Genomic DNA, 15621 nt, shown 5'->3' with positions numbered 1-15621 from the left:
TCCCACCCTGATTATTGTGTTGCGAGCGGCGCCCTGGTGCCCCGACGCCGTTCCAGTGCCGCCCTGCGACCCGCTGCCCGAGCCTGACCCTGCTGCGTGGCCACGTCCCCGTCGCCGCTACCGGAGAGGTGCGCGCTGAGCGTCTGCACGGTCGGGAAACGGAAGATGTCGGTCAGCGGCAGCGGCCGGTCCAGTGCCGCGCGCAAGGCGCGGTGGACCTGCACCGCAAGTAGCGAATGCCCGCCGATGTCGAAGAAGTTGTCGCGGGTGCCGACCCTGTCGAGCTTGAGTACCTCGCGCCAGATGCCCGCGACTTTCTCTTCCATGGCGTCCCCCGGGGCGACGTAGTCGCCGCCGGGGGAGCTCGCATCGCCTTGCGGGGCGGGCAGGGCGCTGCGATCCACCTTGCCGTTGGGTGTCCTCGGCAGGGTGCGCATTTCCATCAGGAGGGCAGGAACCATGAACTCCGGGAGATGTGCGCGCATATGGTCACGCAGCGTGTCCACAGGGGGTGTGACAACCGTTGCTGGCACGTAGTACCCGACCAAACGAACATCCCCCGGAGTGTCCTCCCGTGCAGAGACAATCGCTTGCTCCACATCGGGGTGACTGCTGAGGACCGCCTCGATCTCGCCGAGTTCGATGCGATATCCCCGTATCTTGATCTGGTGGTCCAGCCGGCCCAGGAACTCGAGCGTGCCGTCCGCCCGCTGCCGGGCGAGGTCGCCGGTGCGGTAAGCGCGCGCGCCCGGCCTGAAGGGGTGGGCGATGAAACGCTCCGCCGTCAGTTCGGGCCGGAACAGGTAGCCGCGCACCACGCCCTCGCCGCCGATCACCAGTTCGCCCGGAATGCCCGGAGGGCAGGGCTGCTGGCGGCCATCGAGGATGTAGACCTGCTGGTTGGCGAGCGGCCGACCCAGCGGCACCGCGCCGGGTGCCCCGTCGAGCTTGTGGACGGCCGACCAGATGGTGGTTTCGGTCGGCCCGTACATGTTCATCACGGCGTCGCCGGCGAGTTCGTGCAGTTCGTGCGCCAGGGCGGGCGGGAAGGCCTCGCCGCCGATCATCAGCCGGGTGAGGCCGGCCAGACGGGTCCGTGCGGCCTCCTCGGCGACGAGCATGTGCGCCATAGAAGGCGTGCACTGGAGATGGGTCACGCCGTGCCGCTCCATCAGCACGGGCAGGCTTGCCGCCTCGACCTGCGGCGGGTTCGCCAGCTGGCGCAATGCGTCGAGCGCCGGAAGGTGGTCGAGCACCTGCTGCACTGGTAGGCCGAAGTCGATCAGGCAGCCTATCTCGTCGACACCGGCGCCGCGCACGCGGCCGACCATCTCCAGGCAGTCCTGCGGGGTGCCGAACAGGCCGCTGGTCTCGTAGTAGCGATCGAAGGCATATTCGAGGAGCGCGTCCATCTCATCGTCGGTGATGCCGGACAAGTCGGTGTGGGCGCTGGATTCCTCCATGCCGGGGCGGCGCTTGAAGGCGGGGAAGGACCAGGCGAACTTCTTCACGAGGTCGGTAGAGGTGCGCAGATACGCGATCATCGGCGCCCGCACGGCCTCCTTGATCGCTTTGGCGTCATGGCCCACGAAGCTGTGCAGCATCAGCGTGACATGGCCCTCGCCAGCATGGCCCGCGGCTTTCCAGGCGGCGCGATAGCGCGCGATCTTGACCGCCAGTTCCTCGACCGTCTGGCCGAGCAGATGGGTAAGCAGGAAGGTGCCCGCCGTGCCCGCTGCGGCGAACGTATCGGCATTGCCGGCCGAGGTGATCCAGGTCGGCAGTTCGCGCTGCACTGGCCGGGGATAGATGCGGGTCTCGACGTCGCTTCCGAGCGGCCCGGGGAAAGGCCGCGCCTCGCCGCGCCACAGGGCGCGCACGGTCTCGATCCCGCGCATCATCGCGCCGTTGCGGTCGGCGAAGTTCTCGGGCTTGAGCACGAAGTCGTTGGGCTGCCAGCCGGCGGCGAAGGATATGCCCACGCGTCCGTTGGACAAGTTGTCGACCAGCGACCACTCCTCGGCCACGCGGATCGGATGATGCAACGGCAGGACCACGCTGCCGCCGCGGATCTGGACCCTGCTGGTGATCGCCGCGATCGCCGCGCCGGCCACCGAGGGGTTGGGATAGAGGCCACCGAATGCGTGGAAATGGCGCTCGGGGGTCCATACGGCAGTGAAGCCGTGGGTGTCGGCGAACCGCGCGCCTTCCAGCAGGAGTCGATACTGGTCGGCGGCGCTGGCGGCGTCGGCGCTGGGGAAGTAGAAGAGGCTGAACTCGACCGGCGCCTCGGGCGCTTCGGCCACGGGCGCGGCCTTGATATCGTCGTTCGTGGCCAGGACGACGTGGAAGCCGCGCGTCAGGGTCCAGCACAGCTCCAGCACCGAGATGTCGAAGCTGAGGCTGGTCACGGCGAGCCAGGTTCCCGGGGCCTCGATCTTGAGGTCCATCCCGGCGAAGAAGTTCACGGCATTGCGGTGCTCCACCATGACGCCCTTGGGCTTGCCGGTGGAGCCCGAGGTATAGATCACGTAGGCGAGGTGCTGCGGGCCGGCCAGCGGCGCGACCGGATCGGTCGGCCGGGTGGAGATGAAGGGCCAGTCCGTGTCCAGGCACAGGATCGTCGCCTCGGTCGGCGGTAGTGCGGGGACCAGGGCACTGTCGGTGATGATGATCGCCGCGCGCGAGTCCTCGATCATGTAGGCGATGCGATCGTGCGGGTAGGTCGGGTCCAGCGGCACGTAGGCGCCGCCCGCCTTGTGGATGGCGATCAGCGCGACAAGCAGGTCGACCGAGCGGCCGGCGTGGAGGCCGACCAGTACGTCGGGCCCGACGCCGAGCGCGCGGAGCTGATGGGCGAGCTGGTTCGAGCGGGCATCTAGTTCGGCGTAAGTCAGCGCCTTGCCCCGGCAGGTGACGGCGAGGCTTTCGGGCGTCCTCGCGACCTGTTCGGCGAAGAGGTCGTGGATGCACAGCTCGCGGCGGGTTTCGACCTCGGTGGCGTTCCAGTCCTCGACGACGCGGCGCAAGTCTTCGGGTGCCAGCAGCGGCAGTTCGCCCACGGGCGCGTCCGGCGACACTTGTGCCGCCGCCAGCAGAGTCAGGAAACCGGCCTGCATCGTGCCGATGGCGGCGGCGTCGAGCTTGCGCGGATCGTGGAACCAGCGCGAAGCGCTGTTGTCGGCGAGCAAGGCGACGGTCAAGTCGGCGCCGGGCCGCGGCGCAGCCTCGTCGAAATCCTCGACCACCACGACCGCGACCGGCAGCGTGGAAGGATCGTCGCCATTATCCGTGCGCAGTTCCGGGCTGCGTGCGAAGATGTCGGCGGCGTGGCCGATCCTGCGACGGATCTGGCGGATTTCGGCGCAAAGTCCTTCGCGCAGGTCCGTGAGGCCGCGCGTGAAATCGACGGTGACGCCGAGCGGCAGTTGTGGCGAGAACCACGCCGCCAGTCCATCGTACTGGCTGGTGAGAATGGGATCGGCATAGCCCAGGTCGAACGACGGCTTGTCGGCCACGCGGGCGAGGCAGGCGACCAGCGCGGCCATGACGGTGCGGTCGGTCGGCGGGTTCGCTATCGGCAGGTCGACATGGGCGAGGCGCGGCGCGGCGTCGATGCCGCTGCGGTCGACCTGAGGCAGTTGCAGGGGTTGCCGCCGGGCCAGCCGGCGGCGCCACCACGGTTCGAACTTGCCGACCGCGGCGTTCAGGGCCGAAAGATCCTCGCATTGCCGGGGCGAAGGCGAATCGAGCCGCACGCCGGGGGCGAGACCGTGCTCGCCCGGAGGGACCGCCCGGATCGGCGTGCCGCCGCACGTCGTCAGGCCGCCGATGCGCAGGTCCTCGCTCGCCGTCGCGACGACGAGGCCGTCCTCGTCAATGGCGACGATGGTGCCGGGTGCCTGCTCCGACCGCCAGGAGAGAACCGAGGCGGTGCCGACCAGCATCACCTTGCCGTTGAGGCTGGTCTTTGCCGCGCCCAGCGGATTGGCATACGTGCCATGGTCGAGTGCCCGCACCAGGCGCGCGATGTCTCTCGCGTCGGTGCTCCAGTCGATCGTTCCGGCAGCGGCGGGGCGGGCGGCGAGGCCGTAGAGACGGCCGGTCGCGTCGCCCTGTCCGCGCGGGGCGAGCGTGTCGGATTCCAGCCCGGCGACCAATGCATCGAAACTGTCGATCGCGGCGACGAAGCACTTGGTATTCACCGAAAGGGCGCTGTCGTCCGCATCGAGATCGAAGGAGCGGGTCAGCAACAGGTCACCGGCGTCGATGTCCGCGGTCATCAGGTGCCAGGAGATGCCGTGCCGTGCCTCGCCGTTCATCAGGGCCCAGACTGGCGTGTTGAGGCCGGCATAGTCCGGCAGCAGGCCGTCATGGAAGTTGATCGCCGCGCGTGTCGGCATCTCGATCACTTCGGACGACAGCCGGCGCAGGTTGGTTATGCTGAACAGGTAGTCGAACGGGGGCAGGCCGGCGGCGGGCAGGGCGCCCGGACGGTCCAGCACGGGGATCTGTTCGCCGCGCGCCCAGTCGAGGATCGGCGCCTGGTCGGTGATGATCGCGAGGATCTGGTGGCCGCGGTCCTGCAGCTTGGCGGCGCATTCGATCAGCAGCCGTTCCGAGCCGACAAGAACGCACCGCAGCGGGCTTGGCGCGAAGGAAGTCATGCGGTCACCGTGTGGCCGGCACCCTGGCGGGCTACGAATCCGGCGAACTGCGCGGTGTCGGCTGGCGCAAATCCCCCAGTCGGCGATATAATCTGGATCGCAAGGTGCATTAATTCCCCCCATCGCACGCAGTGCGTTTGCATAGAGTTCCCGATATTCCAGAAATCTATTCAAGTTTCATATGATGGCTTGGAGATCTGTGTAATTTCACGTTTTACGGTATCACAAATCACCACTGTGCATTTTTTACTCTTATTCTATCAGTTGTTTGCGATTTTAAATGGCATAAGCCCAGTATTCGAGTCCGTTTGAGGCAGGGTTGCCGGTCAGGGCTTGCGACTGGTCCGCACCCACAAGGTCTGCCGGTCGCCGGCGAGCCGCCGGTAGATCGGCAGCTTCCACAGCAGGTAGCGCGGCAGGTAGGCGGCCATGGCAGGCGGGAGCACGTCCCGTCCCAGCCGTAGCCAGGTGAAAGCGAGCGCCGCGATCGCGACCGCACTGATCGCTGTCAGCACGAGCAGGGGCGCGGCGTTACCCGTCAGCACGGCCAGCAACCCCAGCGCCAGCCAGATCGCCATGTCGATCCCGGCGAGCAGGGCGAGAGGCGGGATCGAAAGGTCGGCCGCAAGCACCAGCAACGCCGGACGACCCAGCAACCCCGCCCGCAGCAGGCGCGGCACGTAGGAGCGCGCGGTCGCGATCGAGCCATGTTCCCATCGCGTGCGCTGCCCTTCGGTGGCCGACTGGCCACTCGCCGAACTGGTGAAGACCGAACCGGAATCGAAGCGCACCGGCCGCCCCGCCAACCGCAGCTCGAGGCCGAGTTCCAGGTCCTCCACCAGCGAGGCGGTTTCCAGCGGGGCGGTATCGAAGACCGGCCAGGGGAACGCCATGCCGGTGCCTTGCAGCAGGGCGCCGCCGCCCAGTCGCTGAAGCCCGCGCTGGCGAACGAGGTTCTTTATCATGAATGCGAATGTCGAAAGCCGCACCAGCGGCGTCGCGTCGGCGGGGACCTTGAGCAGGTAGCATGCCTGCACGGTGGCGCCATGGCCGGCGGCATGCGCCGCCAGACGGGGCAGGGCACCGCGCGTGGGCACGCAGTCCGCATCCACGACGATGACCAGCGCGGTCGGCTGCGCGCGCAGGACCTCGCGACCGAAGGCAAGCGCATAGGCCTTGCCGCGACGCTTGGGATCGTGACGCTCGACCACGTCGGCGCCGCAGGCGGCAGCGATCGCGGCGGTGTCGTCGGTGCAGTTGTCGGCCACCACGAGCACGCCGTCGCAGGGCCGCAGTTGCGCGCGCACCGCGCGTATCACCGCAGCGATGCCGTCCGCCTCGTCGTGTGCGGGGATCAGGACAGTGAAGGGCGGCGGCAGGACGTAGGGGGACTTGATCCTCGGGTTCGAGCCCAGAATGCATTCGGCCGCGAGCATCAGCAGCGGAAGTCCGGCGGCGGCGGCAAGCGCCCAGGTGAGAAGGCCCAGCATCGGCTAGGCCAACGGACGCAGGAGATCGGCGAGATCGGGTACGTTCTCGTCGATGTCGTGCCCCGCCCTGACGCGCTGCCGGCCGGTCTCCCCCATGGCGCGCAACTGCTCGGTCGGCGTAACCAGAGCCGCGATCATGGCATTGACGAGCGCGGTCACCGAGCCGGCCGGTATGACCCACCCGGTCTCGCGATCGACCAGTTCGGGTATTCCGCTGATCGCCGTGGCAATGACCGGGCGCCCCATCGCCAGAGCTTCCATGATGACGACCGGAAGGCCCTCGGCGAAGCTCGGCAGGACGAGCGCGCGCGAGGCGAGCAGTTCGCGCCAGATGCTTCGCCGGTCCAGCCAGCCGCTCAGGGTGACCACGTCCTCCAGGCCGTGGGCCTCGATCTGTGCTTCCAGTTCCGCGCGCATCGGTCCGTCGCCGATGATGTTGAGGTGGAACTCGTGCGTCTGCGCGACGATCGCCGCAGCTTCGATCAACAGCATGATCCCCTTTTGCGGGCTGAGCCGGGCCACGCAGACGAGGGTATTGTCGGTCAGCCCGGTATCGACGATGGGCGTGACGTGATGCATGAACAGCGGATCGCTGCCACACCGCACCACCGCGATCTTCGACCAGTCGGCGGGATCGGACCAGCGCATGATCTGGCTGCGCCCGAAGGCGCTGATCGCGATGACGAACCGCGCGTCGGCGACTTTCGTGCCCAGTTGGAGCCCTTCCGGTGCGTCGAACTCGTCGGGGCCATGCATGGTCAGGCTGTAGGTTATCGCGCCGAGGCGGCTGGCGATCCGGGCGACGGTCGCGGGATTGGTGCCGAAGTGGACGTGGACGTGGCGCAGGCCGTCGCGCTCCATGCGGTCGGCGAGGCGGCAGGCCTCGAGGAAATAGGCCGTGCATCGGACCAGTCCCTGCGAGCCGCGCCGGAACGTCGCCGCGGCGACCCCCATGGCCTTGAAGAAGGCACGCGGGCTCTTCACCAGCCTGCCGATCGCAGACCACAGCATCGCGACAAGGTTGCCGTCGAGGAGCGCTGTCGTATGCGTATTCTCTTCCTCGTCGGCCGGGTCCGCGAAGGCGTCGGGCGAGCGCCGGATTGTCAGCCGGGTGACCTCGAAGTCCATCCGTTCCAGCGCCAGGATCTCGTTGCGGATGAAGCTGTGGCTGATCTTGGGATAGACGTTGGTGAGGTAGGCGATACGCGTCGGCGCCTGTTCCGGCACTTCCGGTGTGAGGCGGCCATCACGCCGCTCTTCGCGAGCCACCCGGGTCATTCCCGCCAGCCGTGGAGCAGTGCGGCCGGGGTCGTGTGGCGGGATCGATGGCGCGGCATAAGGGGGCTCTTCCTCTACGCTTCAAGCGGCTGGCACGGCGTGTAGGGCCGGAATTTTGCGCTTTCCGGCAGCTTGCGGCCATCCGACCTTATCGCCCCCCGAAACGCGGTGGTGTTCAGGCCCTTCCGAGATTGGCCCACGTAGATCGCAGTCTGGGGCGCGGGCCGGATGGCGGATAGCGTAGGGCTGCCGACATCGCCGGGGGAATGCTGCCGAGATGGCGCAAGGGCGGGCGTCCGGCGGAGATCGACATGCGCATCCTGATGGTAGCCGAAAACGCCTCGCTGCGGCTGAGCGGCGAAACCCTGCTGCCCTGCTGCTACTTCGAGCAGTTCGTCGCCGCCGGGCAGGACGTACGCCTGCTCTGCCACGAACGGGTCCGCGAGGACTTGCGCGCCGACCTGCCGCCCGAACAGTTCGCCAGGGTACGCTTCGTGAAGGATTCGGCGCTGCAGAAGCTGGTGTTCCGGCTCGGCCGCCATTTCCCGTATCGCGTCGAGGACCTGGTGTTCAACCAGCTTATCCAGATGCTCACCCAGCTGCGGATGCGGGGTATCGCTCGCGACATGGTGCGCGCCTTCGACATCGACGTGGTGTTCCAGCCGGCGCCGATCGCGGCCAAGACGGTCAGCTTCCTGCACGGGCTTGGCGCGCCGGTCGTCATCGGCCCGATGAGCGGGGGCATGGACCTGCCGCCTGCGTTCAGGCGGATGGATGGGCCTTTCAGCCGGCTGGCGATCGCGGCGGCACGTCGCGGATCGGCGTTGCTGCACCGCCTGTTTCCCGGCAAGCTGCGTGCGCAGGCGCTGATCGTCGCCAATGCGCAGACGCGGGCCGCCTTGCCTCCCGGCGTACGCGGCAAGGTACACGAAGTCATGGAAAGCGCGGTCGACCTGGAACGTTGGAAGGCCCGGCCGGAGACGGCGCCGGTGCCGGGCGCGCCGGTCTCGTTCATCTTCTGCAGTCGCTTCGTGGACTGGAAAGGCATCCGGCTGCTGGTGAGCGCTTTCGCGCCACTGGCGCGGTCGGGAGGCGCCATGCTGCACCTGGTGGGCGACGGCGAGCTGTTCGACGAGATCAGGCAGCAGGTATGGCGTGAGCGGCTGAGCGGGCAGGTCATGCTGCACGGCCGCCTGAGCCGCGAACGGTACCAGGACATGCTGCGCGAAACGGACGTCTACGTCACGCCGTCGCTGCGCGAATGCGGGGGCATGGCGATGATGGAGGCGATGGCGGTAGGACTGCCGGTGATCGGCATCGATTGGGGCGGGGCGGCGCAATATGCCTCGCCGGACTGCGCCCTCTTGGTCAAACCGGCTTCGGAGGCGGAGGTGATCTCCGGCCTGACCGCGGCGATGGCGCGGATGGCGGCGTCGCCCGAAATGCGTCGTTCGATGGGAACCGCCGCACGGCGCCATCTCGAGGCGGCGGGCCACGGCTGGGCCGACAAGGCGCGGCGGGTGCTCGAGGTGCTGGAGGAAGCCGCCGCCGATGCCGACCGCGCACGTCTCCGACCAAGCCGGGCGCCTACCGCCGGTATCCTCCAGGCGGTGCGCTGAGATGGCGACCCGCGCGGACAGCCCCGAAATCCTGTTCTATACCCGCCAGTTGCACAACGGCGGCGTCGACAGGGTGGTGTTCAACCTCGCCGGCGAATTCCTGCGCCGCGGCATCCGATCGTCGATCGTGGTCGACGTGGACAATCCCCACTCGCCCTTTCGCACGCTCATCCCTGAAGGCGTTGGCTACGACGTGCTGGAGGCCCGCGGGCCGATCGCGCGCCTGCTCAAGCTGCGGCGCTACATCCGCGAGGCCAGGCCCAGCGCGGTGATGTGCGCCAGCTTCGGCTTCCCCAATCTCTACGCGGTGGTCGTGCGCTGGGTGGCGGGGGTCAAGTTCCGCCTGATGCTGACCGAGCACTGCTTCCCATCCGTCGACCACGCGGGGCCCAAGCCTTGGCAGTCGCGCTTCTGGTTCTTCCCGTTGGCGCACTACCTCTATCCCTTCGCCGACCGGATCGTCGCGGTTTCGAAAGGCACAGCGCTCGACCTCGCCAAGGTGATCCGCATCGATCCCAAGACGATAGCCTGCATCTACAACCCGCTCGTCAGCGACGGCCTCATCGCCCAGTCGAAGGAGCCGGTGGACCATCCCTGGTTCGCCGGCGACGGGCCACCGGTCGTCATCGGCGTGGGACGGCTGGAGCCGCAGAAGAACTTCTCGCTGCTGATCCGTGCTTTCGCGAAAGCGCGCGCGCGGATGCCGGCGCGGCTGGTGATCCTGGGGAACGGATCGGAACGGCAGATGCTGGAGGACCTCGTCGCCGAACTCGGCCTGCAGGAGGACGTCGTGCTGCTGGGCTTCGTGCCCAACCCGCATGCCTACGTTGCCAAGGCCGACCTTATGGTGCTGTCGTCCGATTTCGAGAGCCTTGCCAATGTCGTGATCGAGGCGCTGGCGGTCGGTACGCCGGTGATCGCCACCGACTGTCCCTCGGGACCGGCCGAGGCGCTCAACCACGGTGCCTGTGGCACGCTGGTCCCGGTCGGCGACGTGGACCGGATGAGCACCGCCATGCTCGAAGTCCTGTGCGAACGGCCGCCGCCGATCGCGCGTGGCTGGCTCGACCAGTTCAGCGAGCGCGAGGTGGCGGACCGCTATCTCGACCTGCTGGCGATGGATGCGAGGTGATGGGTGACCGCACCGCGTCCGACTTCGCAACCGGCATCCCTCGAGCAGCTTACCGGCTTGCGCTTCGTGGCGGCCTTCGCGGTGCTGCTTTCGCATCTGGACTTCCTGGCGCAGGAGCCGGGAACGCCCAGGTGGTGGATCTACGAGACGCTGCTGCGCCAGGGCTACTGCGGGGTCTCGTTCTTCTACCTGCTCTCGGGCTTCATCCTGTCGCACGCCTATGGCGACAAGCTTGCGAGTGGCGCGATCGGGCTGCGCTCGTACCTCCTGCTGCGGGTATGCCGCATCGGCCCGCTGCACTGGATCATGGCGTTGCTGTTCCTCGCGTGGCTGGTCCTCGCGGGCGGCGTGCCGGGCGCGGGAACGATCGCGCTCAACCTGGCGCTGCTTCATGCCTGGGTGCCGAACGTCGAGGTCCATTATTCGCTGAACGGGCCGTCGTGGAGCCTGTCCGACGAGTTGTTCTTCTACGCGATGTTCCCCTGGCTTTCCCGATTGCCGGCACGGGTGCTGGCGACGTGCCTGGGCTGCGCGGTGCTGCTGATCGCCACCGTGGCGATGCTGACCATCGGCACGCCGGGCCAGTTTTCACCGACGGCGGAGTGGTTCTTCTACGTGGCGCCGCCGGTCCGGCTCGTCGATTTCGTGGCGGGCATGCTGCTGTACCGGCTGTACCGCGCGGGACACGGCCGGCGCCTGGCAGGGACCTCCTCGGAGATATGCGTAACCCTGGCGATCCCCGCGGCGATGATCGCCTACTCGCTCGCGGACCTGCCGATGCCGCTGCGCTGGCAACTGGCTTACCTGCCGCCGATGGCGCTCGCGGTGCTGGTCTTCGCGCACGGCACAGGGACGCTTTCGCGCATCCTGTGCAGCCGGTGGGCCGTGCTGCTCGGCGAGGCGTCCTTCGCGCTGTACCTCACGCATCGGCCGCTGGTGACGCTCGCGGCCCGGGTGTGGAACGACGCTCCGATTCTCGCGCTGCTGTTGCCGCCGGCCTGCATCGCCTTTTCGATCACGACTTTCCTGTGGTTCGAGCGGCCGCTGCTGGCCCGCCTGCGCCGGAGTGTGCGGGCATATGACCAAGCGAAGAGCGGGCTGAAAGCATGGCAACCGTCGTAGAGCAACCGCCCTGGCGGCGGGTGGTCCTGAGCAGCGTCAGTCTGGTCGCGATCACGATCGTCGCGTCCAACGTGTTGCGCATCGCCAGCACCCTGATCCTCACCCGTGTCCTCTCGCCGGCCGACTTCGGCGTGGCGGGGCTGACGGGCGCGATCCTCAACATCCTGCTGATGATTTCCGACGTCGGGTTCGCCGTCTACATCGTGCGCCATGCGCGCGGCGACGACCCGCGTCTGCTCGACGTGATCTGGACGGTGCGGCTGTTGCGCGGCGCGGTGCTGACGGTGCTGATGGCTGCCTGTGCCGGGCCGCTGGCCGGCTTCCTCGGCAAGCCGGAGCTGCAACTGGCAATCGCCGTCACGGCAATCAACTTCCTCCTCGATGGCTGCGCCTCGCTGTCGTCCTTCACCGCGGTGCGGCAGGAGCGGCTGGCGATGCTCAGCGTGCTCGACATCGCCAGCGCGGTCACCCAGACGGTGGCCGGGATTCTGCTGGCGCTGCTGCTGCGCAGCTATTGGGCAATCATCTTCGCGGGCCTGATCGGCGCCGCACTCAAGGCGGTGCTGAGCTACATGATGTTTCCCGGAGCCGCGCGCCGCTTCGCCTTCGACCGACAGGAGGCCGGCGACCTGTGGCGCTTCGGGCGGACGATCGGGGGAGCAAACACCATCCATGTCCTGCTGGGCAACGTCGACAAGATCGTGCTGTCGCGCATCTTCCCGCTTTCGCTCTTCGGCCTCTATTCGCTGGCCTCCAACTTGTCCGGCGTCGCCTCCGGGTTCACCACGCTCTATCCCAGCCGCGTGCTGCTGCCCGCCTTCGCCCGCGCCCATCGCGAGGAGCCGGATACCCTGGCGCATGTCTACTACGGCAGCCGTCGCAGCCTGACCCTGCTCTACATGATCGCGATGGGCGGGTTCATGGCCATGGCGCCCGCGGTTGTAGACCTGCTCTACGACCCTCGCTACCAGGCCGCGGCAACCTACCTTCGACTGCTCGCCTTTGCGCCGGCGATCGCGATGAACAACTACGCCGCGCGCGAAGTGCTGATCGTCGTGGGCCGGGTAAGCTCGCTGCTCTATGCCAACCTGGTGCGACTGGGCTGGCTGCTGGGCGTGGGCACTGCCGGGTTCCTGGCCTTCGGACCGATCGGACTGGTGGCCGCGGTTGGCGCGATCGAAGTACCGGTGCAGATCTACTGCTGGTACGAACTGCACCGCGCCGGAGTGTTTCGCTGGAAGCAGGAAGCGCTGATCGTCGCGGCCCTCGTCGTCGGCATGGTGCTCGGCGTCGTCGGCAACCGGCTCTACTTCATGATCGTGGCGGGCTGACGGACCAGGTTCGGCTGGCTGATGGGGATGGCGGCGCGCGCCGTGACCCGGCCGACCAGCCCGGCGGCAGCGGCGAGCAGCATGACGTAAGTGGTCTCGTTGCGGCCGTAGCTGGTGGTGACCAGCGCGGCCATCAGCCCGACCAGTCCGGCGAAGCAGGCCGTCGCCGAGGCGTTGGCCTCGCTGCCGAGGCGCCTGCCGCGCACGAACAGGAAGCCCAGCGCACCGAGCAGCATCGCATAGTAGAGCCCGGTGCCGAAGACGCCGCCGCGCATAAGGATGGTCAGCGGCTGGTCGACGAGGTCGATGATGCCCTCGCCCTGGCGCAAGTGCTCGAGCCTTGCGTAAATGTCGTCCATGCCGAGGCCGGTCGCCCAGTGCTCGCGTGCGAGCGCAAGGCCCGAGTGCAGCAGTTCCGAGCGGTAGTCGACCGAGCCGGCGGCATCCTCGCCGGTGCCGATCGAGGCGGCGAGGGTCGGAATGAAGCGTGACGCCACCAGCAACATGCCACCGACGAGGGGCAGCGCCAGCAGCATGGCGAAGAGGCCGGACCATCTCCGCTCCTGCACCATGCAGGCGATCAGCCCGGCGACCACGACGATGTAGCCGATCCGTGCGAGCGTGAAGAACACGCCCGAGGCCAGCAGGGCCATCGCCGTCCAGAAGGCCAGCGCCGAATTCAGGTGTCGGCGCAGCGCGACCAGCAGCACGACCTGCATTCCCAGCAGGAGCGAGAGGCCGGTCGATTCCGGGAAACTGGCACGGGCGCGCAACAGGCCGCCGCGCTGCTTGACGTAGCCGGAGCTGAGTTCCGGATCGGCGCCGATGCTTTGCGGCATGGTGTCGTAGAGCAGCCAGTGGCGGGGTGCCTCGAAGGTCGCGATCAGCGCCAGGATGCAGCCGCCCAGTATCACCGAGAGCATCAGGTCGTTGGGCGATTTCGCGCGCACGAACGCGCGGCTGACAGCGAGGTACGGCAGGCCGAGGTTCAGCACCACCTGGTTGCAGGCGCGGACCGAGTACGTCAGGTCGTTGCCGCGACAGTCCATGAACGCCTGCACGATCATCATCAGCGCAAAGACGAGGTCCCAGCCCTGCAGGCGGGCATCGATAAGGCGCTCTCCCGCCATGGCCATCGCCAGCAGGTAGCCGATGCCGAGCAAGTGGACGTAGTTTATCTGCGCGAAAGTCAGGCCGCCGATGGCGATCGTGTAGAACATCAGCGGCATCAGCGGGAGACAGAGCAGGTAGAGCCGGCTCCGCAGTTCCATGGCGTTCGCCGCGGGCAGGACGAGGCCGGCGCGGCTGATGGCCGGGGCCAGCGCCAACAGCAACACGACTCCCACCGCGAAGATCGCGTAGTGCAGCCCGAAGGTGCCGAGCAGCGGCAGCGCCAGCGCCAGTGTTGCCTGGTGGGGGCCGGAAACGGAGCCCAGTCGTCCGGGCAGGCGGGTCGCGCACCACAGCACCATGGCGGTCAGGATGAGGATCACTACGAAGGCCATCGTTCAGACCTTTGCGAGGGAGGAGAAGGGCATCAGCGACGGCCGCGGGCCACCGTCGCGGACCCAGTCGTAGACCTTTAGGATCTGGTCGGCCTTGCGGTCCCAGGTGAAGATCGCCTCGATACGGCGGACCGCCGCGTCGCCCAGGCGATCGAGTATGGCCGGGTCGGCCTGCACCTGCTCGAGTACGCTGCGCAGGCCCTTGATGAGGCTGTCGGGGCCGGAGAACGGCACGCGGATGCCGGTGTCGTCGTCCATCAGTTCGATCGGGCCGCCATAATCGGCGACGATCGGCGCGACCCCCAGCGCCATCGCTTCCAGCACGACCCCGCCACCGAACTCGCGGATACTGGGGCAGGCGAGGAAATCGCAGTCGACCAGCAGTTCCTGCACGCGCCGGTGCTCCACCGCGCCGTGCAGCGTCACGGCCGATCCGACGCCCAGGCTGTGGACCAGTTCGGCGATCGCGTCGCGCTCGGGTCCATCGCCGATGATGTCGAGATGAAGGGCATTGCTGCGCAGCATTTCGCATGCGGCGAGGATCAGCATGTCGGCGCACTTGTAGGGCACCAGCCGGCCCACGAAGGCGCCTCGCAGCGGCGTCGTGGCCCGGCGCGTCCGGCGCAGGGTGAAGCGGGCGGGGTCGATGCCGTTCTCGGGCAGATGGAAGCTGCGAGGCCGGGCCCGGGGCGGCAGTTCGGACAGGGTATGGCGTGAACCAGCGAGTATCGCGGCGGCGTCGCGCCGGGTCGAGGCATAGCCGGGCATCAGCTTGTAAGCGCCGCGCAGTCGCGAAAGCCATTCGCGTTCGCGCAGCATGCGGTCGGCGAAGCCCGGCGGCCAGGGCAGTCCGCCGTTGAGAGGTCCCACGACAAGCGGCACGCCGAGGCGCTTGAGCCGCCGCGCGAGCATGGAGGGTGTGGTCGGGCTCATCGGCGTCAGGCGGTGGACGATGTCGTAAGTGCCAGCCTTCAGGTCGGGCCCGAAGCGTTTCCACACCGCCTTCTCGAACGCGTAGCAGCCCAGCGGCGCGAGGGCCTGGTAGATCGTCCAGCCGCGGTTGTCGCTGGCGCCGAGCAGGCGCGCGACGCGGAAGATCCAGCGGACCGTGGGCTCTGTGTCGATGATCGAGAAGTCGCGTCCCTCCTGCCAGCCCATGGCCTCGATCGCCTCGCGGTTGCGGATGTGGGTGACGAGGTGGACGTCGGCCTGCCGGGCCAGCGCCTCGGAGATGCACCAGCCGATCAGGGGCACGCTCACCATCTCGGGATTGGCGATCTCGGCGAGGAGCAGGATGCGATGTCTCGCCTTCGGGGCCGTCGCCGTCGCGGCGGGTGCCCAAATCTGCCCGGTACTTTCGACCACCATAATACGGATACCTGTCGGGGTTGGATCGGGCGGGTAAAATCGCGGCGGAAGAACGTCTTCCGGTATCCCCGGCAGTATAGGACCGCCGCTCGCAACATCCGATCATGCC

Annotated in this window: 9 protein-coding genes; 4 read left to right on the top strand and 5 right to left on the bottom strand. The window is 67.9% G+C overall.

Going from position 1 to position 15621, the window contains the following annotated elements:
- Positions 1-11 precede the first annotated feature (11 nt).
- The 3 genes from ACFFDA_RS15640 to ACFFDA_RS15630 all read right to left on the bottom strand — a co-directional run bounded on the left by ACFFDA_RS15640 (position 12) and on the right by ACFFDA_RS15630 (position 7435).
- Entirely contained in the window at positions 12-4667 is a 4656-nt protein-coding gene (locus ACFFDA_RS15640) for a MupA/Atu3671 family FMN-dependent luciferase-like monooxygenase (RefSeq protein ID WP_404481568.1), read from the bottom strand.
- A gap of 326 nt (positions 4668-4993) precedes the next feature.
- The gene (locus ACFFDA_RS15635) at positions 4994-6157 is read right to left on the bottom strand and encodes a glycosyltransferase family 2 protein (protein WP_404481566.1); all 1164 of its coding nucleotides are present in this window, start codon (positions 6155-6157) and stop codon (positions 4994-4996) included.
- Between the two features lie 3 nt (positions 6158-6160).
- Positions 6161-7435, bottom strand: coding sequence for a glycosyltransferase (locus ACFFDA_RS15630; protein ID WP_404481564.1), 1275 nt, complete (start codon positions 7433-7435; stop codon positions 6161-6163).
- Between the two features lie 311 nt (positions 7436-7746).
- Here ACFFDA_RS15630 and ACFFDA_RS15625 point away from each other — a divergent pair, with 311 nt between their 5' ends.
- From ACFFDA_RS15625 to ACFFDA_RS15610, 4 genes are read left to right on the top strand one after another with little or no spacing between them, the layout of a single operon-like run.
- Positions 7747-9054 carry a glycosyltransferase family 4 protein gene (locus ACFFDA_RS15625; RefSeq protein WP_404481562.1) on the top strand — a complete coding sequence of 436 codons (1308 nt, stop codon included), beginning with the start codon at positions 7747-7749 and terminating at the stop codon, positions 9052-9054.
- 1 nt (position 9055) lies between these two features.
- Entirely contained in the window at positions 9056-10186 is a 1131-nt protein-coding gene (locus ACFFDA_RS15620; protein WP_404481560.1) for a glycosyltransferase, read from the top strand.
- Positions 10187-10189: 3 nt separating this feature from the next.
- Positions 10190-11308 carry an acyltransferase family protein gene (locus ACFFDA_RS15615; RefSeq protein WP_404481558.1) on the top strand — a complete coding sequence of 373 codons (1119 nt, stop codon included), beginning with the start codon at positions 10190-10192 and terminating at the stop codon, positions 11306-11308.
- Positions 11293-12639, top strand: a complete 1347-nt coding sequence (locus ACFFDA_RS15610; RefSeq protein ID WP_404481556.1) for an oligosaccharide flippase family protein — start codon at positions 11293-11295, stop codon at positions 12637-12639. Before ACFFDA_RS15615 ends, ACFFDA_RS15610 begins: the two co-directional genes overlap by 16 nt.
- Here the strand turns inward: ACFFDA_RS15610 and ACFFDA_RS15605 are convergent.
- Both ACFFDA_RS15605 and ACFFDA_RS15600 read right to left on the bottom strand, forming a co-directional pair.
- A complete protein-coding gene (locus ACFFDA_RS15605; RefSeq protein WP_404481554.1) occupies positions 12615-14144 on the bottom strand; it encodes an O-antigen ligase family protein in 1530 nt (509 codons plus the stop codon). The genes ACFFDA_RS15610 and ACFFDA_RS15605 overlap by 25 nt on opposite strands.
- 3 nt (positions 14145-14147) lie before the next feature.
- Positions 14148-15512 (bottom strand): glycosyltransferase family 4 protein, encoded by a 1365-nt coding sequence (locus ACFFDA_RS15600; RefSeq protein ID WP_404481552.1) that lies wholly within the window; start codon positions 15510-15512, stop codon positions 14148-14150.
- Positions 15513-15621: the final 109 nt, after the last annotated feature.

Origin of the sequence: Novosphingobium sp. BL-52-GroH, from assembly GCF_044813085.1 — a bacterium.
Taxonomy (GTDB): domain Bacteria; phylum Pseudomonadota; class Alphaproteobacteria; order Sphingomonadales; family Sphingomonadaceae; genus Novosphingobium.
Note: the sequence above shows the minus strand (reverse complement) of the source record. Positions and strands in the feature narration are given on the sequence as shown.

Excerpts from the sequence above, each read along its gene's own strand:
- ACFFDA_RS15640 (WP_404481568.1), bottom strand. The coding sequence starts at position 4,667 with ATGACTTCCTTCGCGCCAAGCCCGCTGCGGTGCGTTCTTGTCGGCTCG.
- ACFFDA_RS15635 (WP_404481566.1), bottom strand. The coding sequence starts at position 6,157 with ATGCTGGGCCTTCTCACCTGGGCGCTTGCCGCCGCCGCCGGACTTCCG.
- ACFFDA_RS15630 (WP_404481564.1), bottom strand. The coding sequence starts at position 7,435 with ATGACCCGGGTGGCTCGCGAAGAGCGGCGTGATGGCCGCCTCACACCG.
- ACFFDA_RS15625 (WP_404481562.1), top strand. The coding sequence starts at position 7,747 with ATGCGCATCCTGATGGTAGCCGAAAACGCCTCGCTGCGGCTGAGCGGC.
- ACFFDA_RS15620 (WP_404481560.1), top strand. The coding sequence starts at position 9,056 with ATGGCGACCCGCGCGGACAGCCCCGAAATCCTGTTCTATACCCGCCAG.
- ACFFDA_RS15610 (WP_404481556.1), top strand. The coding sequence starts at position 11,293 with ATGGCAACCGTCGTAGAGCAACCGCCCTGGCGGCGGGTGGTCCTGAGC.
- ACFFDA_RS15605 (WP_404481554.1), bottom strand. The coding sequence starts at position 14,144 with ATGGCCTTCGTAGTGATCCTCATCCTGACCGCCATGGTGCTGTGGTGC.
- ACFFDA_RS15600 (WP_404481552.1), bottom strand. The coding sequence starts at position 15,512 with ATGGTGGTCGAAAGTACCGGGCAGATTTGGGCACCCGCCGCGACGGCG.